This is a genomic window from Fuscibacter oryzae, assembly GCF_016765795.1.
Classification (GTDB): domain Bacteria; phylum Pseudomonadota; class Alphaproteobacteria; order Rhodobacterales; family Rhodobacteraceae; genus Fuscibacter; species Fuscibacter oryzae.
Genome location: NZ_JAESVP010000004.1, coordinates 54898 through 77797, shown reverse-complemented (window position 1 = coordinate 77797; position 22900 = coordinate 54898). Strand labels below are relative to the sequence as shown.

Below are 22900 nucleotides of genomic sequence, written 5' to 3'. Positions count from 1 at the left end.
TCTCGTCAAGAGTGATAGATTTCCATTTCCAAAATCCCTAATCTCACGGCCAACCCGAGGCTTAACGCCTATCAAGGGCGCGCGGAGAATCAGGTGCAGTAGGCAGCGGGCGATAGACAGCCCCACCACGGTCCGGCCGCCATGCAGTCGCAGAAAATCATGCTGCTTTTGCAGAATTATTCTGCGATATAACAAAGAAATAAGCTGAATTGGCCGCGAACCCTCGCCGCCACGCAGCAAACCCTGGCATTCACCGCAACGACCCAGCAGGATCACATTCTCGCCCGGCCTGACCCGCATGGTTGATTGCCATCTCCTCACCCTCACACCCAGCGTAACTGAAATAAATTTCTATGTCCGTAAAAAAATACATTCCATGTGAGATGTTTATGATATATCAATTTTCATAGCCAAGCGATGGATCTGCGCGACGGAAAGACGCCAGCCAAAGCGAAGGAGGGGGCATGAGCGATAGCGGACGCCGTGGGGAATCCATGTCTGTCAAAGACATCATCATCGGGATCGATGCGGGCACCTCAGTCATCAAGGCCGTGGCGTTCGACCTGCGCGGCAAGCAGCTCGCAGCCTCTGCTGTCCCGAATCGCTATCGCACCGGAGCGGATGGGTCGGCGGTGCAGTCGCTGGGCCAGACTTGGGAAGATTGCGCTCTGGCCCTGCGGGGGCTGCACGAAAAGATCGCGGGCCTTGCCGCCCGCACGGCTGCCATTTCGGTGACCGCGCAGGGCGACGGAACCTGGCTGGTCGGCCGAGACAACCGCCCCGCGGGCGACGCCTGGCTGTGGCTGGATGCCCGTGCTGCATCCACCGTGGGCAGGCTGGCAGCCCTACCCGCCAACCGCGTGCGGTTCGAGGCAACGGGCACCGGCCTGAACACATGCCAGCAAGGCAGCCAGATGGCCCATATGGATACTGTCCTGCCCGAAATGCTTGATCGGGCCGAGGTTGCGCTGCATTGCAAGGATTGGCTCTATCTGAACCTGACAGCCATTCGCGCCACCGACCCGTCAGAGGCCAGCTTTACCTTCGGCAACTATCGCAACCGCGCCTATGATGACGGGGTGATTGCTGCGCTGGGGCTGACGCACCGCCGCGCCCTGCTGCCCGAAATCATCGACGGCACGCAGATTACCCATCCGCTGACGGCTGCGGCTGCGGCGCAGACCGGGCTACTTGCCGGAACGCCGGTGTCGCTGGGCTATGTCGATATGGTTATGACGGCGCTGGGGGCGGGGGTTTATGGCGGTGACGGCGATGTGGCCTGTTCGACCGTCGGGTCCACCGGGGTGCATATGCGGGCCGTGCGCTGGCAGGATGTGCATCTGAATGCCGAAGGCACCGGCTATGTGATCTGCCTGCCCATTCCCGGCATTGTTACCCAGGTTCAAACCAACATGGCCGCCACCCTGAACCTTGACTGGGTTCTTGGCCTTGCCGCCGATGCCTTGCGCGATTTCGGGCAAGAGGTCAGCCACCGCGATCTGGTCGCCCGGATCGAAGGTTGGCTTGCCGCCACCCGCCCCGGGCAAATCGCCTATATGCCCTATATCTCAGAGGCCGGAGAGCGTGGGCCGTTTGTCAACGCCAATGCCCGCGCCGGCTTTACCGGCTTGTCGCTGACCCACGGCTATCCCGATCTGGTGCGCGCCGTGGCCGAGGGTCTGGGCCATGCGATGCGCGATTGTTACAGCGCCATGGGCAAACTGCCGTCCGAATTGCGGCTGACCGGCGGGGCTGCACGCTCCAAAGGGTTGCGCGGCATCTTATCGGCGGCCATTCATGCGCCGGTCCGCGTATCGGACCGCGAAGAGGCCGGGGCTGCGGGCGCCGCCATGATGGCGGCGGTCGCCATCGGTGCCTATCCCGACATGCAGGCCTGCATCGCCGAATGGGTCACGCCGCTTTTGGGTCCGGCAGAACCGCCCGACCCAAGGCTGGCCGCCGCCTATGACCGCATCTTCCCCGCATTTACCGCCGCACGGCGCAGCCTCATCCCCGCATGGGACGCCCTGGCCGCCGCACGCCACGCATCAGGAGACCAGGATGACCAGTGAACCCGGAATGATCGACCTTTTCGTGATTGGCGGCGGCATCAACGGCGCGGGCGTTGCACGCGATGCCGCGGGGCGCGGCCTTTCGGTTGTCTTGTGCGAAAAGGACGATCTGGCCGAAGGCACCTCTTCGCGGTCGGGAAAGCTGGTGCATGGCGGGCTGCGCTATCTGGAGTATTACGAATTTCGTCTGGTGCGCGAGGCGCTGATTGAACGAGAGGTGCTGCTGAATGCGGCCCCCCATATCATCTGGCCGATGCGCTTCGTGCTGCCTCACAGCCCGCAAGACCGGCCCGCGTGGCTGGTGCGCCTTGGCCTCTTTCTGTACGACCATCTGGGGGGCCGCAAGAAACTGCCCGGCACCCGCACGCTGAACCTGCACCGCGACCCCGAAGGCGCGCCGATCCTGGATGATTACAAACGCGGGTTCGAATATTCCGACTGCTGGGTCGATGATGCCCGGCTGGTCACGCTGAACGCGGTGGGGGCTGCGGAAAAGGGCGCATTGGTGCTGACCCGCTCGCCCGCCACCTCTGCCCGACGCGAGAATGGCGGCTGGACGGTGACAACCCAAAACAAGCTGAGCGGCGAAACCCGCACCTTCCGCGCCAAATGTCTGGTCAACTGCGCCGGTCCCTGGGTGTCGGATGTCATCAACAGCGTGGCCGGGTCAAACTCGTCGCGCAATGTGCGGCTGGTCAAGGGCAGCCATATCATAGTGCCGAAATGGTGGGTCGGGGCAAATGCCTATCTGGTGCAGAACCATGACAAGCGGGTGATCTTCATCAACCCGTATGAGGGCGACAAGGCGCTGATCGGCACGACCGACATCGCCTGGGAAGGCCGGGCCGAGGATGTGACGATTGCGGAGACCGAGATCGACTATCTGCTGGCCGCCGTGAATCGCTATTTCAAGGAAAAGCTGCGGCGGCAGGATGTGTTGCACAGCTTCTCGGGTGTGCGGCCGCTGTTCGATGACGGCAAGGGCAACCCTTCGGCGGTGACGCGCGATTACGTCTTTGATCTGGATGAGACCGGCGGCGCGCCAATGCTGAACGTCTTTGGCGGCAAGATCACCACCTATCGCGAGTTGGCCGAACGCGGCCTGCACCGGCTGAAACACATCTTCCCCAACATGGGCGGCGACTGGACCCATGGCGCACCCCTGCCGGGGGGTGAGATTGCGAATGCCGATTACGAAACCTTTGCCAATGGCCTGCGCGAAACCTATCCGTGGATGCCCCGCGCTTTGGTGCAGCATTACGGTCGCCTGTATGGAGCCCGCACCAAGGATGTGGTGGCAAGTGCCGCCAGCCTTGCGGAGCTTGGCCAGCATTTCGGCGGCAATCTATATGAGGCCGAGGCGCGCTATCTCGTTGCCCGCGAATGGGCGCAGACGGCGGAGGATGTGCTTTGGCGCCGCACCAAGCACCGCCTGCATCTGACCGAGGCTGAACAGGCGGCCTTTGCCGCCTGGTTCGCCGCCCATCTTGCTGCCTGAGGTTCCCATGCCCCTGACCCTGTCATTGAACACCAATCCGCTGGTCAACCGCTTTGCCGACCCGGATGCCCTGATCACCACCGTCGCGCGCGACCTGCGCATCCGCGACCTGCAACTGACGCATGAGTTCATCAACCCGTCCTGGCCCGCCCCGGTGATCCGCCGTCTAACGCACCAGATGGCGGCGGCGATGGCGCGCACCGGTGTGCGGGTGACCAGTGGCATGACCGGCCCCTATGGCCGCCTGAACCACTTTGGCCACCCCGACCGCGATGTGCGGCGCTATTACGTCGATTGGTTCAAGACCTTTGCCGATATAACCGCCGATTTGGGCGGCACCTCGGTGGGCACGCAATTCGCGATTTTCACCTATCAGGATTTCGACAATCCAAAGCGGCGGGAAAGCCTGATCCAGATCGCCATCGACTGCTGGGCCGAGGTGGCCGACCATGCCAAGGCGGCAGGACTGCACTATGTTTTCTGGGAACCGATGAGCATTGGCCGCGAATTTGGCGACACCATCGCCGAATCTATGGCACTGCAAACCCGGCTGACGGCGGCGAACATGGCCGTGCCGATGTGGATGATGGCCGACATCGATCATGGCGATGTGACCAGCGATAACCCCGATGATTATGATCCCTACGCCTGGGCGCGCGCGGTACCAAAGGTCAGCCCGATCATCCACATCAAGCAAAGCCTGATGGACAAGGGCGGCCACCGTCCCTTTACCGCCGAGTTCAACGCCAAGGGCAAGATCCAACCCACTCCTCTGCTCGCCGCATTTGCCCAAGGCGGGGCGGTGGATAACGAGATCTGTCTGGAGCTTTCCTTCAAGGAACGAGAGCCGAACGACCGGCAGGTCATCCCCCAGATTGCGGAAAGCGTGGCGTTTTGGGCACCGCATATCGACACCGGCGTGAAAGACCTGAATATCTGAGGGACCAAGAACAGGACCGCCGCATGACCCAGCCCTTCGCCTTTGCCACCGCCACCGAAATCCTGTTCGGGCGCGGGCAGGCCATGCAGGCGGCCGGACGCATCGCGGCAATGGGCAGCCGGGTTCTGCTGGTGCAGGGTGGCAATCCTGCCCGGTCAGACTGGCTGTCGGCGGCGTTGACGGGGTGCAAGGTCACACGATTTTCTGTGCCGCGAGAGCCGGATGTCCCCTTGGTGCAAGCCGGGGTCGATCTGGCGCGCAAGGCGGGGGTGCAGGTGGTGGTCGCCCTTGGCGGCGGCGCGGTGATTGATGCGGGCAAGGCGATTGCGGCCCTGGTGCCTGCCCCCCGCCCGATGATGGACCATCTGGAGGTGGTGGGCCTTGGCCTGCCGCTGGATGTGCCCCCCCTACCCTTTGTCGCCATGCCCACCACAGCGGGCACCGGGGCCGAGGTAACCTGCAATGCCGTGATCGGCGTGCCAGACCATGCCCGCAAGGTCAGCTTGCGCGACCTGCGCATGCTGCCCCGGCTTGCGGTAGTGGACCCCGCACTGACCGATGGCTGCCCTAAGGCCATCACCCTTGCTTCGGGGCTGGATGCCATCACGCAGGTGATTGAACCCTATGTCTCCACCCGCGCCAATCCGATGACCGATCTGCTATGCCGCGATGCCATCCCACGCGGCTTGTTGGCGCTGACCCGGCTCATGGCGGGCGAAGATTCTGCGGCGCGCGATGAAATGGCCTGGGTAAGCCTGTGCGGCGGCATCGCGCTGGCCAATGCGGGGCTTGGCGCGGTGCATGGTCTGGCTGGCCCCTTGGGCGGGCTGACCGGGGCCGCGCATGGGGCGATCTGTGGTGCGCTGTTGCCGCATGTTCTGGTGGCGAACCGAGCGGCGGTGGCCGACCCTGCGCGGCTGGATCAGGTGGGCCGGTGGATCGGGCAGACATTCGGTTTGGCCGACATTTCTCTGCCAAATGCTGCGCAGCATTTGGCAGCCTGGGCGCGGCAGCAAGGGCTGCCAAAGCTAACCGAAATGGGCATCGACCGCGCAGCACAATCTGTGGCGGCGGATGCGGCAAGTACCTCTTCTTCAATGAAGGCCAACCCCGCGCCGCTGTCGGCTGACGTGCTGCGCAGCATCATGGAACAGGCGGGTTGAATGGCGCGGCGTGGTGATCTGGACCCTGAGGAAAGCCTGGCGATCCGGGCGGCATGGCTGCATTACGCCGGCGGGCTGACGCAGGCGGCTGTGGCAAAGCGGCTGGGCCTGCCATCCGTCAAGGCGCACCGCTTGATTGCGCGGGCCGTGGCGGATGGGGTGGTCAAGGTCTCGATCGACGGGGCCATTGTGGAATGTGCAGAGCTGGAAGAACAGCTTTGCCGCCGCTTTGGGCTGACCCATTGCGAGGTGGCGCCCGATCTGGGCGAAGACGGCCTGCCGCTGCGCGCCCTTGGCCTTGCTGGTGCGGCCTTTCTGCGCCGGGAAATCGAACGTGCCGAGCATTCGGTGATCGGCCTTGGCCACGGCCGCACCCTTGCCGCTGCGGTGCAGCAATTGCCGCGTTTCGATGCAGGGGGCGTGCGGTTCATTTCGCTGTTGGGGGGGCTGACCCGGCACTATGCGGCGAACCCTCATGACGTGATGCACCGTCTGGCCGAGAAAACCGGCGCGCAGGCCTATGTGATGCCGGTACCCTTCTTTGCCAATTCGGTCGAGGACCGGGCGATCCTGCTGGCTCAGCCAGGTGTACGGGAAATCTTTGACTTGTCGAATGGCGCAGGCCTGAAATTCGTGGGTATCGGCACGGCGGATGCGGGGGCGCAACTGGTCGCGTCGGGCATGATCGAACCGCGAGAGATTGCCGCGATCAATTCAGGCGGCGGCATGGGCGAAATGCTGGGTCATTTCTTTGATGCCCGTGGCCGGGTTCTGGAAACCACGCTGACGGCGCGCACGCTGGCGGTTGATCTGGACGGCCCCGCGCATAGCCGCATCGTAGCCATCGCCGGGGGGGGGCAAAAGGTGGCGGCCATCCGTGCGGTTCTGGAAAGCGGGCGGCTGACCGGGCTGATTACCGATGAGCCGACCGCAAGGGCACTGGTTTCCTGATCAGCGGCCCGTCAAGGCAAGGGCGCGGGCGATGATCGCCTCTTTGGTGATGCCAAACTCCTGATACAGCCGCTCTGCCGGGGCCGAGGCGCCGAAACCGGGCATCCCGATCACATCCGCCTCACTGGCGACATAGCGTGTCCAGCCAAACTTGCCCGCCGCCTCTACCGCGATGCGCGGTGCGGTGCCAAGCGTTTTGGCACGGTAGGCCTCTGGCTGCGCCTCAAACAGCTCCCACGAGGGCATCGAGACCACGGCGACCGACAGGCCCTGACCGTGCAGCGCCTCTGCCGCCTCGACCGCCAAGGCCACTTCGGTGCCGGTGGCGATCAGGGTCACGTCGCGGCCCTGCCCATACTGGCGCAGAACATAGGCCCCTTTGGCCGTCAGGTTTTCCGTGCCAGCCTCCAACCGCAGTTGCGGCACATCCTGCCGCGATAGGGCCAGCAGCGACGGGACATGGCGGTTGCGGATGGCGATGTCCCACGCTTCCAGCGTTTCCACCGTATCGGCGGGGCGGAAGACGGTCAGATTGGGAATGGCGCGCAAGCTGGCCATGTGTTCCACCGGCTGGTGGGTCGGCCCGTCTTCGCCAAGACCAATGCTGTCATGGGTCATCACATAGATCGTGCCAAGCCCCATCAGCGCCGAAAGCCGGATGGCGTTGCGGCAGTAATCCGAGAACACCAGAAACGTGCCGCCATAGGGGATGAACCCGCCATGCAGGCCCAGCCCGTTCATCGCCGCCGCCATGCCGAATTCGCGCACGCCATAACCGATGTAACGGCCGGGGGATTCGCGGGTGTATTGGCTGTCCACAGCCGGAACGCGGGTCAGGTTCGATCCGGTCAGGTCGGCCGAACCGCCTATCATCTCGGGCAGCGCGGGGGTCAGCGCCTCCAGCGCCATCTGGCTGGCCTTGCGGGTGGCGGCCTTTTTCGGGGCGGTGAACAGGGCATCGCGGGCTGCCTTTACTGCTGCGTCATAGGCGGCAGGCAGGGTGCCCGAAATGCGGCGGTTGAATTCGGCCTGTTCGGCGGGGGAACGGGCGGCAAGCCGCGCCTGCCACGCCTTGCGGGCATCTGCCCCGCGCGCACCAATGCTGCGCCACTGGGCACCCAGATCGGCCGGAATTTCAAACGGCGCGGCATGCCAGCCCAGCGCCTCTTTGGTCAGCGTCGCCTCTGCCGCGCCAAGGGGCGAGCCGTGAACGGAATAGGTGCCTGCCTTGCCCGGTGACCCAAAGCCGATCACGGTTTTCATCGCGATCAGCGACGGTTTGGCCCCTTCCGCCTTGGCCGCCGCAATCGCCGCATTCAGTGCCTTGCCATCATGGCCATCGCAAGATTGCACATGCCAGCCACAGGCGCGCAGGCGGGCCGGAACATCTTCGGAGAAGGACACCGAGGTCGGCCCGTCAATGGTGATGGAGTTGTCATCATAAAGCACGATCAGCTTGCCAAGACCCAAGTGCCCGGCCAGCGAAATCGCCTCTTGCCCGATGCCCTCCTGCAAGCAGCCATCGCCCAGAAACACATAAGTATGGTGATCGACCAGATCGGCGCCAAACTCCGCCGCCAGTCGCCGTTCGGCCAGCGCCATGCCGACTGCCGTTGCCAGCCCCTGCCCCAGCGGGCCGGTGGTCACCTCAATCCCCTTGGCATGGCCGTATTCCGGGTGGCCTGCGGTGATCGCGCCCCATTGGCGAAAGTTCTTCACCTGATCCAGCGTCATGTCCTCATACCCGGTCAGGTGCAGCAGGGCATAGAGCATCATCGAGGCATGACCGTTTGACAGCACAAAGCGGTCACGATCGGGCCAGTCGGGGTTGGCGGCATCGAATTTCAGATGGTTGCGAAACAGCGCGGTTGCGGCATCGGCCATACCCATCGGCGCGCCGGGATGGCCGGATTTCGCGGCCTCTACCCCGTCAATCGCCAAGGCACGGATGCAATTGGCCAGCGCAAAGTTCTGCGGATCAAGCGCGGCCTTGGCCGCAACGGTTGGGTCCATCGGCATCAGAGTCCTCCCTATGTTTGCGCTAACGTAACGTAGGCTGTGTGATCCGACAACAAAAATCACATTACTATTTAACAAATTCACATAATAAATGTTGCGACAGTGCGAATCCGTGTTATCAATCCTCAAAGCCGGGGAGGGCACCGTGAAGCGCGAAGAACGCAGACAGGCGATCATGGATTTGCTGGTTCAGGCCCGCGCGGTGGACCTTGATGATCTGGCCGACCGGTTTGCCGTGTCCAAGATGACGATCCACCGCGATCTGGATGAGCTGGAGCAGGCAGGCCTGCTGCGCAAGGTGCGCGGCGGGGCGACAATTGAGGCCGGCACCCAGTTTGAAAGCGATTTCCGCATCCGCGCCTTGCAGGATGGGGCCGCCAAGGACCGGATGGCCCGCGCCGCGCTGGATCTGGTTGAACCCGGCATGACAGTGCTGATCAACGATGGCTCAATGGCTGCCCATCTGGGCGAGGCGCTGGCCGCCAAGCGCCCGCTGACCATCATCACCAACAATGCTGCCGTGATTGATACGATGCGCGATGTGCCGGGCATCACGCTGATTGCCTTGGGCGGCATCTTCAATGCCAAGTTCAACGCGTTTTTCGGGGTGGTCACCGAACATGCGCTGTCGCGCCTACGGGCCGATATTGCCTTTATCTCCTCGCCTGCCGTTGCGGGGCTGCACTCGTTTCACATGGATGATGCGGTGGTGCGGTCAAAACGCGCGATGATGGCCGCGGCGGCCAAGACCTGCCTTCTGATCAACCACAGCCGCTTTGGCCGGTCCGCCCTGCATGTGCTGGCCGATCTGGCCGAGTTTGACAGCATCATCACCGACGATGCCCCCGCCCCCGAAGATCGCGCCGCGATTGACCGCGCGGGCATTCGCCTGACCATCGCAAAGGAATGACCATGGCCCCGCAAGTCTGGATCGGCACAAGCTGGAAGATGAACAAGACACTGGCCGAGGCGCAGGCCTTTGCCAGCGGCCTGCAAGGTGCTGCCGTCGATGCCCGCATCCAGCCCTTTGTCATCCCGCCCTTTACTGCCGTGCGCGAAGTAAAGGCGATGCTGGCGGGCACCCGTGTGAAGGTGGGCGCGCAAAACATGCACTGGGCCGATGAGGGCGCCTGGACGGGCGAGGTTTCGCCCCTGATGCTCAAGGATTGCGCGCTGGACATCGTGGAACTGGGCCACAGCGAACGGCGCGAGCATTTCGGCGAGACCGATGAAACCGTCGGCCTGAAAACCGAAGCTGCCGTGCACCATGGTCTGATCCCCCTGATCTGCATCGGCGAGACCTTGGCCGAGCGTGAGGCGGGCCGCGCGGTTCAGGTGCTGGAGGCGCAGGTGCGCGGGGCCTTGGGCAAGCTGACTGCTGCGCAGCATTCCGCGCCGATCCTTTTGGCCTATGAGCCTGTCTGGGCGATTGGGGTGAACGGCATCCCGGCAACGTCAGATTATGCCGATGCGCGGCAGGCCGAGATCATTTCGGTGGCCCAGGACGTCCTGGGCCGCAAGGTGCCCTGCCTTTACGGCGGCTCGGTCAACCCCGGAAACTGCGAAGAGCTTATCACCTGCCCGCATATCGACGGGCTGTTCATCGGGCGGTCGGCCTGGAACGTCACAGGCTACCTCGACATTCTGGCGAAATGCGCCGCGAAACTCTGAAAGGGAACATCATGAAACTGGCAATTGCAGGCGACAGCGCGGGCGAACCCTTGGCCAAGGTTCTGGCCGAACATCTGAAGGGCAAGCATGAGGTGACCGAAGTCAGCCGTATTGGCGACGCGCTGGACCCGTTCTATGCCAACCTGTCCGACCGGGTGGCGAATGAGGTGATGGCGGGCAAATATGACCGCGCGATCCTGTGCTGTGGCACCGGCATTGGCGTGTGCATCGCGGCCAACAAGGTGCCGGGCATTCGCGCCGCGCTGACCCATGACACCTATTCGGCGGAACGTGCCGCGCTGTCGAACAACGCGCAGATCATCACCATGGGCGCGCGGGTGATCGGCACCGAACTGGCCAAGGCGATTGCCGATGCCTGGCTGGCCGAGACGATGAACTTTGATGCCAGCGGCAAGTCGGCGGGCAATGTCTGCGCCATCGACGAAGTTGACGCCAAGTATAACAAAGGCTGATCCGATGCTGCGTCTGCCGAATGACGGCGCGCTTACCGGTGCGCCGCTGGATGAATTTCTGCCCAAGGATCACGGCCCTGCGGCCATCGTTCTGGCACTGGCCCGCGCGGTGCCTGCACTGGCCGACCGGCTGGCGGCGGGCAAGCTCTATGGTGACCCGGCGGCGATTGTCGGCACGAATGATTCCGGCGATGCGCAAAAGGCGCTGGACGTGGGCGCGCATGACCACATGCTGGCGGCCCTGCGCGTGGCGGGGGTGCGGCAGGTTCTGTCGGAAGAAGACCCGCATGTCGTCACGCTGAACCCAGATGGTGCATGGGATGTGGCGATTGACCCGATTGATGGATCGGGCAGCATTGGTATCGGCGCACCTTTGGGGATGCTGTTTTCCATCTTGCCCGCCGACCCTGCCGGGTTTTTGCGCACGGGGCGCGCGGTGGTTGCTTCGGGCTATGCCTCTTTCGGGCATAGCTGTGACTTTGGCTGGTCGCTGGGGGATGGCGTTCACATCGCCACCTATGACCGTGCCTTGGACGGGTTCCGCGTCGTGCGCGAGAATGTCCGGCTGAAGCCACAGGCGAAAACCATCGCTTACAATGCCTCGAACGAACGGCACTGGCCCCTTGGGTTGCAGCAATGGGCGCTGGACCTGCGGGCCGGCAAGGATGGCCCACGCGGCCGCGATTTCAACATGCGCTGGCTGGCGGCGGCGGTGGGCGAACTGCACCGCATCCTGCTGCTGGGCGGTGTGTTCCTGTACCCGGGCGACCGGCGCAAGGGATACGAGCAGGGCCGCCTGCGCACGCTGTACGAGGCCGCGCCGATTGCCTTTCTGATCGAGCAGGCGGGCGGCAAGGCCACCGATGGCCTGAACCCCATCCTCGACCGCCTGCCGAAAGACCTGCACGAACATACGCCGCTGGTGTTTGGCGCCGCCGAAGAGGTGGACCTGATCGCCCGCTATCTGTCTGACACGAAATAGGAAACCGTCATGGCCCGCATCACCCTTCGCCAGCTTCTGGACCACGCCGCCGAACATTCCTATGGGGTGCCCGCTTTCAACATTTCCAATATGGAGCAGGGGCTGGCGATCATGGCCGCCGCCAAGGCCAGCAATGCGCCGGTGATCCTGCAAGCCAGCCGGGGCGCCCGCGCCTATGCCGGTGACCGGGTGCTGGCCCGGCTGATCGACGGGCTGACCGAGATGTATCCCGAGATTCCGGTGTGTATGCACCTTGACCATGGCAATGGTCTGGCCACCTGTGCCACCGCCATTCAGAATGGCTTCACATCAGTGATGATGGACGGCAGCCTGAAGGCCGATGGCAAAACACCCGCCGACTATGCCTATAACCGCGACATCACCAAGTCCGTGGTCGAAATGGCCCATGCCTGCGGCGTGTCGGTTGAGGGCGAGTTGGGCGTTCTGGGGTCATTGGAAACCGGGATGGGCGATCAGGAAGACGGTCATGGCGCGACCGAAAAGCTGGATGAAAGCCAGCTTTTGACCGACCCGGAGGAGGCGCAGCGCTTTGTGGCCGAAACCGGGGTGGATGCGCTGGCCATCGCCATGGGCACCAGCCACGGCGCCTACAAGTTCACCCGCAAGCCCGATGGCAACATTCTGGCCATGCACGTCATTGAGGAAATCCACCGCCGCCTGCCGAACACCCATCTGGTGATGCACGGTTCCTCCAGCGTGCCCGAGGATTTGCAGGCCATCATCAACAGCTATGGCGGCGACATCAAACCCACCTGGGGCGTTCCGGTTGAAGAGATTCAGCGCGGTATCCGGTCTGGCGTGCGCAAGGTGAACATCGACACCGACAACCGGCTGGCGATGACGGCGGCGATCCGCAAGACCCTTGCCGAAGAGCCGGAAGAGTTCGACCCGCGCAAATACATGAAACCCGCCATGGAAATGATGGCCGAGGTCTGCCGCCAGCGGTTTGAGGCTTTTGGCACCGCCGGGCACGCCGACAAGATCCGCCCCCTGCCGGTTGAGGCGATGGCGAAACGCTATTGAGCCGGTGGGCAGGCCTTCGGGCCTGCCCTAAGCCTTGATCTTGGCACCCTTCGGATCATAGAGCGGCGACAGCGTGACCTCGCAAGGCACCAGTTCACTGGCGACCTCCAACTGATAGTTGCCCGACAGCACATAATCCGCCGTTACGCCTTCGGGGTTCCGCACATAGCCCAGCCCGATGGACTGTCCCAGAGTATGGCCATACCCACCGGAAGACAGCCAGCCCACCCGCTGGCCATCACGGTAAATCGTCTCGCGGCCATAAAGGATAACCTCGGGGGCGGCGGTAAAGGTGGCGAGCATTTTCTTGACGCCATTCGCCCGCTGCGCCGCCACCGCCTCGCGCCCCTTGAAGGCAAAGTCCTTCTTCAGCTTGACCGCCCAGCCCAGCCCCGCCTCATCCGGCGTATGGTCGGGGCCAATGTCACCGGCCCAGGCGCGATAGCCTTTCTCCAACCGCAGGGTTTCAATCGCGCGGTAACCGGCATTGACCAGCCCATGCTTGGCGCCCGCCGCATGCAGGGCGGCATAGACATTGGCGGCACATTCCACCGGGCAATGCAGCTCCCATCCCAGTTCGCCCACATAGGTCACCCGCAAGGCCCGCACAGGGGCACCGGCGATGCCGATGGTCTGCACTGTGCCAAAGGGGAAGGCGGCGTTCGACACATTGGCCCGCGTCACCTCGGCCAGAATATCCCGCGCCTTTGGCCCCATCAGTGACAGCACCGAATACGCCCCCGTCACATCAACCAGTTGGGCGTTCATCCCCGCAGGAATGCTGCGCGCGATCCAGTCGAAATCATGGGTGGCAAAGCCGGTGCCGGTGACGATGTAATATTCGTCATGCCTGATGCGGGCGACCGTTAGGTCGCATTCAATCCCCCCCCGGTCGTTCAGCATCTCGGTATAGATCAGGCTGCCCACGGGTTTCGCCACATCATTTGCCGCGATCCACGACAGCGCCACCTCGGCATCCGGGCCTTTCAGCACGAACTTCGCGAAAGAGGTCTGGTCAATCAGCACCGCCGCCTCTCGTGCCGCCTTGTGTTCGCGGGCCACGGCACTGTGCCAGTTGGGGCGTTCATAGGTGTAGATGTCTTCGGCCACCTCACCCGGCGCGGCGAACCAGTTCGGGCGCTCCCACCCCAGTTTCTCACCGAACACCGCACCAGCCGCTTTCAGCGTGTCATAAAGGGGCGAGCGACGGTTGGGGCGGCCCGAGTGGTGTTCTTCGCTGGGCCAAGCCATGGTGTAGTGCTTGCCATAGGCCTCATAGGTGCGCTTCCGGATCCAGTCGGTATCGAAATGCGGGCGGCCAAAGCGGCGGATGTCGGCGGGCCACAGGTCGAACGGGGCCTCGCCCTTGGCCACCCATTCGGCCAGCGCCATACCTGCACCGCCGCCCGACGCGATGCCAAAGGCGTTGAAGCCCGCGCCGACGAAGAAATTCCGCTGCTCGGGGGCCTCACCCAGAATGAACATGCCGTCGGGGGTGAAACTTTCCGGGCCGTTGATCATCTGCTTGATACCCGCGTTTTCCATCAGCGGCACGCGGCCCAAAGCCAGTTCCATGATCGGGGTGAAATGGTCGAAATCGTTATCCAGCAGCGTATAATGGAAGCCTTGCGGCAGGCTGCCGTCGCGCCACAGCTTCGGGTTCGGCTCATACCCGCCCATCACCAGCCCGCCGACTTCTTCCTTCCAATAGGTCAGACGGTCAGGGTCGCGCAGGGTGGGCAAGCCGGTTGGCACGCCCTCGATTTTCTCGGTGATCAGATATTGGTGTTCCACCGGCACCAAGGGCACGTTCACCCCATGGGCGGCGGCAAAGGGGCGGGTCCACATGCCCGCGCACAGCACCACCTTTTCGCAGTTTATGAACCCGTGTTCAGTTTCAACGCCCTTGATGATGCCTTCATTAATCTGCACCCGCAGAACCTTGGTATCCTCATAGAGCTTCGCCCCCGCCATCCGCGCGCCCTTGGCAAGGGCCTGCGTGATGTCCGAAGGGCTGGCCTGCCCGTCGGTCGGCAGATAGGCCGCGCCGACCAGATCGTCGATCGTCATGATCGGCCACAGGTCCAGCGCCTCACGCGGTGTCAAAAGCTGCATGTCGAGGCCGAAGGAATGCGCCGTGGTCGCCTGCCGCTTCACCTCGGTCCAGCGTTCGGCGTTGCAGGCAAGGCGCATGCCGCCGTTCATCTTCCAGCCGGTCGCCTGACCCGTCTCTGCCTCCAGCCGCTTATAAAGGTCCACCGAATAGCCCAAAAGCTGGGTGATATTGGCGCTGGTGCGCAACTGCCCCACCAGACCGGCGGCATGAAAGGTTGTGCCAGAGGTCAGCTTTTTCCTTTCCAGCAGAACCACCTCTACCCCCATGCGGGCCAGGTGATAGGCGGTCGAACAGCCGACGATGCCGCCGCCGATGACGACAACTTTCGACGAGGTGGGCAGGTCTTTCATGGCATCCTCAAGCGTTCAGCGCAGCCAGCGCCGCGCGATAGGCCGACAGGTTGTCGGCGGTATAGGTGGCGAAATCGACGTCGAGGTTCGAGATGATCTCGCTGACCATGCTCCACATCGTTTCGCGCAAAAGCGAGGCGCATTTCATCGCCTGATAGCGGTGCCACAGGGCATCGGTGGCCGAGGCATCGTAATAGGCGGCAAGTAACAACCGCTCCTGCGCCTCGGTGAAACCATTGTTGCTGGCCAGTCCGCCCAGATCGAACAGGGGACTGCCCAGACCGGCATATTCCCAGTCGATCAGCCACAGCCGGTCGGCCCCTTTCAGGATGTTGCCGGGCAATAGGTCATTGTGGCCCAGAACCATGCTGACGGGGCCGATTGCCTGCTCCAGCCCCTCTGCCTCGGCCAACAGGGCAGGGATCAGCGGCAGATGGGGCGAGCCGCGTTCTGCCAGTTGCCGGGCATAGTCACGCAGGATGTGAAACACCCAAAAGCTGAGGACGGGGCCGGACAGATGCCGCGTGGTATCGACATGCACGCGGCGCAGCAGCGCGGCCAGATCCTCGATTGCGCGGGGCTGTGCCAGATCCTGCGCCGTGATGGGCAGCGCCTCGACAAATTCCGACACCAGAACCCCCGGCGCGGAATATCGGATGGCGGGCGACAGGCCCGCCGCCACAGCCGCCCGATTCACCATCAGCTCATGCCAGCGCAAGATGCCATGTTCAGGAATGTCGTAGCCAAAGCGCACGACGAACCGCTTGCCCGCATCGGTGATCAGGATGTTCTGGTTGGTCTTGCCACCCTCCAGCATCCGCGCACCTTCGGGTGCGGTCCAGCAGGGCAAAGCGGCGGCGCGGGCAAGAACATCTGTCGTTTCCATGCCCGCCCCCATGTTACCGCGCCTTCCACTGCCGGGCGATGTAATCCGCCGTCATCAGGTCCAGATGCGCGCCGCCGCCGTTCTTGGCGATGGTGATCTCGTCATCTGAATTCCGACGATAGGCGCCGGACTTGATGTCATAGAAATCGGCCTGAATATCGGCCTCGGTGATGGCACCGGACTTCAGTGGCGCCATCAACTCGCCGATATGGTGCATCGTGGTGGCGCAGGCATCGACGAACACGCGGGCGCGCGACATCGCAGTGTCATCCACCTCCCTCATGCTGGGCTTATAGGCGCCGATCAGGTCAAGGTGCTGGCCGGGTTGCAGCCAGTCGCCCTTGATCAGGGGTTCGGTCGCCATTGTGCAGGTGCAGATCACATCTGCCGCCTTTACCGCGCTTTCCAGATCCTCGGCCACGCCCAGCCCCATCGCCTCGGCACTGGCGCGGGTGCGACTCCAGACGGTGAATTCAGCATCGGGCCACAAGGCGGAATAGGCCTCGACCATCGAGCGCGCCACGTTGCCCGCCCCCACCAGCAGGAACTTGCGCGCATCCTTGCGGGCAAGTTTTGAGGCCGAAAGCAGGCTGTCGCCCGCTGTTTTCCATTTGGTCACCAGATGGAAATCGACCAGAGAGGTCAGATCGCCCGTCACATCATCATAAAGCGTGACCGAGCCATAGATGGTGGGCAACCCGCGCGCGGCATTGCCGGGCACGACGGTGGCCACCTTGACCAAAGCACCAAGCCCGTCGATCCAGGTTGCACGGTCGAGAATGGTGTCAGGCCCGCGATAGCAGAACAGATCCTTGATATCGGGCTGCGGCAACAGGTGCCCCGCCTCGAACGCCGCCAGTAGGCCGGGCCATGTCAGCAGGCTTTCAGCCTCTTTCGGAACGATCTCAAGGGTCAAAGCCCGGCCTCCTGTTTTGTAAGTAAGTCTTCGGCCACCAGACGCGCGGCCCAGCCCTGCCAGCTTTCGAACTGATGGGTGCGCCAGCCGCGGCGGGCGGCGGCGGTGATGTTGTCGGCCCGGTCGTCGGTGAACAGCAGGCTTTCAGGGGGCAAGCCGCAATCTGCCTCAACCATCTCATAAATCCGCGGATCGGGCTTGATCACGCCCATCACGCCCGACACATAGCGGCGGTCGAAATCTTGCAGGAAATCCATCTTGGGCAGGGCTTCCTCAAACGAATAGCGCCCGAAATTGGTCAGCGCGAACACCTGCACCCCCTTGGCCCGCAAGGTGCGCTGAAGGCGGATCGAGCCGTCGATGCGGGGGCTGGCCAGTTCGTCCCAGCGGTCATACCACATGCGAATCTCATCCCGCCAAGCAGGATAGGCCTCGGCCCAGTCATAGATGGTTTCGCGGAACAACGCGCCTTCGTCGATGCGGTCGTTCATGCCATGCAGGTCAACCTCGGCAAAAAGTGCCTGCCGGCGGTCCTGCCCGATCACCCGGTCATAAAACGCCTCTGGCTGCCAGCGCGTCAGCACATTGCCGATGTCAAATATCACCGCTTGGGGCCGCGACATCCTGAACCTTTCTTCGAACCGTTTCCCGCCACAACGTATAAAGCCCTGCGCCGCAGATCAGCGCAATCCCTGCCCAGGCGGTATGGTCGGGCCAGGTGCCAAAGAAGGCCAACCCCCACAGAATGGCCATCGGCATTCCGATATATTCAAAGGGCGCGATCAACGCAGCTTCGGTCGTGCGGTAGGCCTGGCTCATCATCAGACCACCGATGCCCACCGCCAGACCCGTGGCGACAAAGGCCCACAGGTGATGCCCTTGGGGCACCATCCACGGGCGGAACAGAAACTCCCATGTCGCGCCCGGGGCCTGCGCCAGATGCCCGTCGCCGAACATCAGCCCCATGGTCGAACTGACCACGATGAAGCCGCATTGCACATAGAAATTCAGCGTCATCGCGCTTTCGGTATCGCGCAGGCGGCGCGTCATCATATGGCTGCCCGCATAGCACAGCGCCGAAATCAGAACCAGAATCGCGGCAGGTTGTATCACGCCCGCGCCCGGCCGCGTCATGATGATCACGCCCACCATACCCACGCCCACCGCCGCCCAGCGGCGCGGCCCGACATGTTCGTGCAGGATCACCGCCGACATCAATGTGACGAACAGCGGCGCGACAAAGGCCGTCGCCACCGCATCGGCCAAGGGCATCAGCGACAGCCCTACAAAATAGGTGACATTCGAGATCATCACGATCGATACGCGGAACAGTTGCGCGCCCCTGCGCCGGGTGCGCAACTGGGCAAAGCCGGTGCCGGAAAATTTGATCACCGCCAGCACCAGCGCCATTCCGATCAGCGCACGCAGCAAGATAACCTGATGCAGAGCATAGGTGGCCGACAGCGCCTTGATCGAAAGATCGTTCAGCGACAGCACCATGGCCCCACCCAAGGCCAGCAATATGCCAGAACGGGGGCTTTTGGCCGGGGTCGGAACTGCGGGCGTCATAGCGCCAAGGAACCGCGTTGCGCCGCGCCGGTCTGTTCCCGTTGCGACATCGGCTGACGGGAACGCCCGGTTCAGGGCGCCGGTCGCACGGCCCTGATCTCACGATCAAGCACATCCAGAAAACGCGAGCGGTCCGATTTGGCAAAGGCGCGCCCGCCGCCCTGACGAAACGGATCGGCACTGCGCAGATCGGTCATCAGATTGCGCAGCGACAGCGCTTCGCCGATGTTGCGATCATGAAGCACCGCGCCGTCAGGTTTGATCACCCGCGCGCCAGCCGTAATACAACGCCCGGCCAGCGGGATGTCTGAGGTAACCACCAGATCCCCCTGCCCTGCGCGCTCTGCAATCCAGTCATCCGCCACATCCAGCCCGTCGGGCACATAGATGGTCTGGACCAGCGGATGATCCACCGGGCGGATGCCGCCATTCGACACCAGCACCATGGCCCAGCCATGGCGCAGCGCAACCTGCTGCGCCTCGGCCTTCACAGGGCAGGCGTCGGCATCGACGTAAAGCACCCTCACGGCGTTACTTCTTGCCGAAAACCTGCACCCAATAATACTTCATCGGATGAGAGGGCTGCCCCGGAATCGGCGCGTCGTTGGGGTCGTAGACCATGGCGATGCCCGTCTCGCGGTACTTGCAGGTCAGAATGTTGCGGCGATGCCCACTGCTGGCCATCCATTCGGAAACGGTCTTTTGCGGCGTCGACCAGCCCGCAGCGATGTTTTCCGCCAGCGATCCGCCGCGATAGCCGGCATGGTTGGTACGGCTGCGCAGGGTAGAGCCATTTGGCCCCTTGTGACCAAAGAAATTCTTGGTCGCCATCGCGACGGCATGGCCCTCGGCGGCGGCGGTCAGCCTGGCATTTACCGACAGTGCCCCACATCCGTGTCTGGCCCTTTCCTGATTGATCAGGTCCAGTACTTCACTTTCCTGCGTTGTCATAGCCGCAAGCGGCAGGCTTGCGACCATCAACGCAGCGCTCAGGATGGCAGTCCCAACTCGCTTCATCGTCTTTCCCCTTTGCCGGTCCCTTTCGGGCCATGACAAACAGGGAAGACGATGATTTTGGCGGCGTAATGGCAGCTTTTAGGCGTGAAGTGCCGCAGCGTGGAACGCCACATGCTCCTCCATGAAGGTCGAGACGAAGAAATAGCTGTGGTCATAGCCCTTCTGCATCCGGAAACTGCCGCCCTGCCGGCGCTCTGCCATGGCCATGGCAAGGGATTCCGGCTTCAAAAGATCGACGAACTGGTCCTGCGTGCCCTGATCGATCAGGATCGGGCCATCAAAACCGCGCTTTCTCATCAGCAAAGTCGCGTCATATTGCGCCCATGTCGATTCTTCGGCCCCCAGATAGGCAGCAAATTGCTTGCGGCCCCAGTCGCTGGCGGTGGGGTTGCAGATCGGGGCAAAGGCCGAAACGCTGCGGAACCGTCCCGGAAAGCTCATCGCGATGGTCAGGGCACCGTGGCCGCCCATCGAATGGCCGCTGATGGCTTGGGCCTCTTCGGCGATGGGAAAGGCGCTGAACAAGGCGTTCGGCAGTTCGTCCGTGATGTAATCCCACATCTGGAAATGCGGTGACCAGGGCTTTTCGGTCGCGTTGACGTAAAACCCCGCGCCCTGGCCCAGATCATAGGCGGCATCATTGGCCACGCCGTCACCCCGCGGGCTTGTGTCGGGGAAAACAAGCGCAATGCCCGCCTCGGCCGCCCAGCGTTGGGCCCCGGCCTTGACCATGGCATTTTCATGCGTGCAGGTCAGACCCGACAGATACCACAGCACCGGCACCGCCCCGGTTTCGGCCTGTTCGGGCAGGAACAGGCCCAGGGTCATGTCGCAGCCGGTGACCTGCGAGGCGTGGGAGTAGACCCCTTGAACGCCCCCGAAACAGCGGTTTTCTGAAATCGTCTTCATATCTTCTCCACAAGGGCAATCACCGCCGATACCGTCAGGATGGACGCGGCGGTCGAGATCAGGATGGCGGTCGAAACCCGTTGCGGGGCGACGCCGTAATGCTGCGCCAAGATGAAGACGTTGCCCGCCACTGGCAAGGAGGCCGCAGCCACCATCACGCCCAGCGCGAAAGGCTCAACTCCCAGTGCCCAGCCAGCGCCCGACACCAGCGCCGGGTGCGCCAGCAGCTTTACAGCAGAAATCCAGGCGGCGGCGGCTGGCCGGTCGGCCCTGCGACCCGCGAGCGACGCACCAATTGCAAACAGCGCGCAGGGTGTGGCCGCAGCCCCCAGCAAAGTCAGAAATTCATCCAGCGGGCCGGGCAGCGGCAGCCCAAGGCCCGACCACAAAAACCCCAGCACGATCGACACGATCATCGGGTTGGCCAGCAGCCCCCGCAGCAGCGGTCCTAGGCTGGCCAGCCGCAGCCGCCCTTCGCGGCTGGCGGTCACAACCAGCGTGATCAGGCTGGAAAACACCACCATATCCAGCGTCAGCACCATCATCACCGGGGCGGCGGCGGCAGGTCCGATCAGCTTGACCAGCATCGGCACGCCCAGAAACCCGGTGTTGCCCGACACGGCGGCATGGGCCTCCATCGCGGCCTCGGCCAGCGGCAGGGTCCGCATCCGGCCGACCGCGAACACCAACCCCCACAGGCAGAACGACGCCACCAGATAGGCAAGCACCAGCCGCAGATCAAAGATATGATCCAGCGACATCCGCGCGGCAAAACCGAACAGCATCGCGGACAGCGGGAAGTAGAACACGAATTTCGTCAGCGATCCGGTTGCTTCGGGCGAAATAAAGCGCGCGCGGCCTGCGGCAAAGCCCAGACCGATGATGGCAAAGAACGGCAGGGTCTTGAACAGGATCGCAAGCATGACCCTTGGTTGTCATGCCGCGCGGGCCGGGGCAAGAGCCTGCCCGCGCCCGCCCGCTTCAGCCGCCGCCGATCAGCACTCCGGTGGCGAAAACAAGGGCACCGCCAATCACCACCTGCATCACGGCACGCAGAAAGGGTGTTTCCATATAGCGGTTCTGAATCCAGGCAATCGCCCACAGTTCGATGAACACCACCACCACCGCAATCGCCGTCGCGGTCCAGAAATCGGCAATCAGATAGGGCAGGGCATGGCCAAGGCCCCCCACCGCCGTCATCAGCCCCGAAGCAAAGCCACGCTTCATGGGCGAACCGCGCCCCGACAGCACGCCATCGTCATGCGCGGCCTCGGTGAACCCCATCGAAATGCCTGCGCCCAGTGCTGCGGCAAGGCCGACCAGAAAGGTCGTTGCGCTATCATGCGTGGCAAATGCCGTGGCAAAAATCGGGGCAAGGGTAGAAACCGATCCATCCATCAGCCCCGCCAACCCCGGCTGCACCCAGGTCAGGATGAACTGCCGCCGCGCCGTCAGATCCTCATCGCTGCGCGCGCCTTCGGGCAGGTTGGTGGCCTCCAGTTCTTCGGCCTTGGCTTCATGCGTGGCCTCGGCAGCGGCCAGATCGCCCAGCAGTTTGCGGGTGGCGGCATCACTGGTACGGGCAGCCGCACGCAGATAGAAATCCTGCGCGCCCTTTTCCATCGCCGCCGCCTCGGCCCGGATCGTCTCCAGACTCAGGTTCGCAGCCAGCCACACCGGACGACGGGCGTAAAACCCAGCCACATGTTCGCGCCGGATCAGCGGGATCACCGGGCCAAAGCGGTCTTGATGCAGGTCAATCAGGCGGCGGCGGTGGTTATCTTCTTCCTCGGCCATACCATCGAAGACAGCGGCCGAGCCGGGATAGTCGGCCCGCAACCGCTCGGCATAGCTGCGATAAATGCGGGCATCGTCTTCCTCGGAAGAGATGGCAAGCGCCAGAACCTCTTGCTCTGTCAGGTCGGAAAAGCGGCGGCGCGAGGAAATGCCGGGGATCATGTCTTGCTCCTTCTGGAATGATTCTAAACTAACAGATCGCCGCGCCGCGGCAAGATGCGACATTTTGAACCAAACAGTTCAAAACTTCTTGCCAAGCCGAACCGACCCGTTCATATCGAACTAAACCGTCAGGTTCAAAATAAGGAGATCACCATGAGCCACCTGCGCACCCAAACCCTCGCCCTTGCCCTGGCTCTGCTGTCAGGTCTTGCCGCCGCCTGCGCCTTTGACCTTCCGCACCTCGATTTCCCTGACAGCAGTGCCCCAGTGACCCAAGGCTGCGCCCAGCCCGCAACGCTTGGTGGCTCTTGCCCGGCTGGCAACTGACCAGTGCTTGCCCCCCGGTGGATGCGCGGGCTACATTG

General features: G+C 63.2%; 22 protein-coding genes. 11 read left to right on the top strand and 11 right to left on the bottom strand.

Annotated features, from left to right (window positions below):
• The first annotated feature begins 464 nt into the window (after positions 1-464).
• From JI744_RS08550 to JI744_RS08530, 5 genes are read left to right on the top strand one after another with little or no spacing between them, the layout of a single operon-like run.
• A complete protein-coding gene (locus JI744_RS08550) occupies positions 465-2072 on the top strand; it encodes an FGGY-family carbohydrate kinase (RefSeq protein WP_236019346.1) in 1608 nt (535 codons plus the stop codon).
• Entirely contained in the window at positions 2062-3570 is a 1509-nt protein-coding gene (locus JI744_RS08545; RefSeq protein WP_202659582.1) for a glycerol-3-phosphate dehydrogenase, read from the top strand. The genes JI744_RS08550 and JI744_RS08545 overlap by 11 nt, the downstream gene beginning before the upstream one ends.
• 7 nt (positions 3571-3577) lie before the next feature.
• On the top strand, positions 3578-4510 hold the full coding sequence (locus tag JI744_RS08540) for a TIM barrel protein (protein ID WP_202659581.1): 933 nt from the start codon (positions 3578-3580) through the stop codon (positions 4508-4510).
• Between the two features lie 23 nt (positions 4511-4533).
• Positions 4534-5673 carry an iron-containing alcohol dehydrogenase gene (locus JI744_RS08535; RefSeq protein ID WP_202659579.1) on the top strand — a complete coding sequence of 380 codons (1140 nt, stop codon included), beginning with the start codon at positions 4534-4536 and terminating at the stop codon, positions 5671-5673.
• Positions 5674-6624 carry a sugar-binding transcriptional regulator gene (locus tag JI744_RS08530; protein ID WP_202659577.1) on the top strand — a complete coding sequence of 317 codons (951 nt, stop codon included), beginning with the start codon at positions 5674-5676 and terminating at the stop codon, positions 6622-6624. It begins immediately after the preceding gene.
• Here JI744_RS08530 and tkt read toward each other — a convergent pair whose 3' ends face one another.
• Positions 6625-8643 carry a transketolase gene (tkt, locus tag JI744_RS08525; RefSeq protein WP_202659575.1) on the bottom strand — a complete coding sequence of 673 codons (2019 nt, stop codon included), beginning with the start codon at positions 8641-8643 and terminating at the stop codon, positions 6625-6627.
• A gap of 145 nt (positions 8644-8788) precedes the next feature.
• Here tkt and JI744_RS08520 point away from each other — a divergent pair, with 145 nt between their 5' ends.
• From JI744_RS08520 to fba, 5 genes are read left to right on the top strand one after another with little or no spacing between them, the layout of a single operon-like run.
• On the top strand, positions 8789-9553 hold the full coding sequence (locus JI744_RS08520; protein ID WP_202659573.1) for a DeoR/GlpR family DNA-binding transcription regulator: 765 nt from the start codon (positions 8789-8791) through the stop codon (positions 9551-9553).
• Positions 9550-10314: a triose-phosphate isomerase gene (locus tag JI744_RS08515; protein WP_202659571.1), complete on the top strand. Its 765-nt coding sequence runs from the start codon at positions 9550-9552 to the stop codon at positions 10312-10314. Before JI744_RS08520 ends, JI744_RS08515 begins: the two co-directional genes overlap by 4 nt.
• A gap of 11 nt (positions 10315-10325) precedes the next feature.
• The gene (gene derI / locus JI744_RS08510; protein ID WP_202659569.1) at positions 10326-10787 is read left to right on the top strand and encodes a D-erythrulose-4-phosphate isomerase; all 462 of its coding nucleotides are present in this window, start codon (positions 10326-10328) and stop codon (positions 10785-10787) included.
• A gap of 4 nt (positions 10788-10791) precedes the next feature.
• A complete protein-coding gene (locus JI744_RS08505; protein ID WP_202659567.1) occupies positions 10792-11769 on the top strand; it encodes a class 1 fructose-bisphosphatase in 978 nt (325 codons plus the stop codon).
• A gap of 9 nt (positions 11770-11778) precedes the next feature.
• Positions 11779-12813, top strand: a complete 1035-nt coding sequence (gene fba, locus JI744_RS08500) for a class II fructose-bisphosphate aldolase (protein WP_202659565.1) — start codon at positions 11779-11781, stop codon at positions 12811-12813.
• 27 nt (positions 12814-12840) lie between these two features.
• Here the strand turns inward: fba and JI744_RS08495 are convergent, their stop codons facing one another.
• The 10 genes from JI744_RS08495 to mbfA all read right to left on the bottom strand — a co-directional run bounded on the left by JI744_RS08495 (position 12841) and on the right by mbfA (position 22535).
• The gene (locus JI744_RS08495) at positions 12841-15279 is read right to left on the bottom strand and encodes a GcvT family protein (protein WP_202659558.1); all 2439 of its coding nucleotides are present in this window, start codon (positions 15277-15279) and stop codon (positions 12841-12843) included.
• A 7-nt stretch (positions 15280-15286) separates the two neighbouring features.
• The gene (locus JI744_RS08490) at positions 15287-16165 is read right to left on the bottom strand and encodes a choline/ethanolamine kinase family protein (RefSeq protein WP_202659556.1); all 879 of its coding nucleotides are present in this window, start codon (positions 16163-16165) and stop codon (positions 15287-15289) included.
• Positions 16166-16178: 13 nt separating this feature from the next.
• Positions 16179-17081 (bottom strand): ornithine cyclodeaminase family protein, encoded by a 903-nt coding sequence (locus tag JI744_RS08485; protein WP_202659554.1) that lies wholly within the window; start codon positions 17079-17081, stop codon positions 16179-16181.
• Positions 17078-17704, bottom strand: a complete 627-nt coding sequence (locus JI744_RS08480) for an HAD family hydrolase (protein ID WP_202659552.1) — start codon at positions 17702-17704, stop codon at positions 17078-17080. The genes JI744_RS08485 and JI744_RS08480 overlap by 4 nt, the downstream gene beginning before the upstream one ends.
• The gene (locus tag JI744_RS08475) at positions 17676-18650 is read right to left on the bottom strand and encodes a DMT family transporter (RefSeq protein WP_202659550.1); all 975 of its coding nucleotides are present in this window, start codon (positions 18648-18650) and stop codon (positions 17676-17678) included. Before JI744_RS08475 ends, JI744_RS08480 begins: the two co-directional genes overlap by 29 nt.
• 71 nt (positions 18651-18721) lie before the next feature.
• The gene (locus JI744_RS08470; RefSeq protein ID WP_202659548.1) at positions 18722-19177 is read right to left on the bottom strand and encodes a YaiI/YqxD family protein; all 456 of its coding nucleotides are present in this window, start codon (positions 19175-19177) and stop codon (positions 18722-18724) included.
• A gap of 4 nt (positions 19178-19181) precedes the next feature.
• Entirely contained in the window at positions 19182-19601 is a 420-nt protein-coding gene (locus JI744_RS08465; RefSeq protein ID WP_202659546.1) for a CAP domain-containing protein, read from the bottom strand.
• A gap of 144 nt (positions 19602-19745) precedes the next feature.
• Positions 19746-20576, bottom strand: a complete 831-nt coding sequence (fghA, locus tag JI744_RS08460; protein WP_202659544.1) for an S-formylglutathione hydrolase — start codon at positions 20574-20576, stop codon at positions 19746-19748.
• Positions 20573-21499, bottom strand: a complete 927-nt coding sequence (locus JI744_RS08455; RefSeq protein WP_202659542.1) for an AEC family transporter — start codon at positions 21497-21499, stop codon at positions 20573-20575. Before JI744_RS08455 ends, fghA begins: the two co-directional genes overlap by 4 nt.
• Positions 21500-21557: 58 nt before the next feature.
• Positions 21558-22535 (bottom strand): iron exporter MbfA, encoded by a 978-nt coding sequence (gene mbfA, locus JI744_RS08450; RefSeq protein WP_202659540.1) that lies wholly within the window; start codon positions 22533-22535, stop codon positions 21558-21560.
• Between the two features lie 153 nt (positions 22536-22688).
• Here mbfA and JI744_RS08445 point away from each other — a divergent pair, with 153 nt between their 5' ends.
• Positions 22689-22862, top strand: a complete 174-nt coding sequence (locus JI744_RS08445) for a hypothetical protein (RefSeq protein ID WP_202659539.1) — start codon at positions 22689-22691, stop codon at positions 22860-22862.
• Positions 22863-22900: the final 38 nt, after the last annotated feature.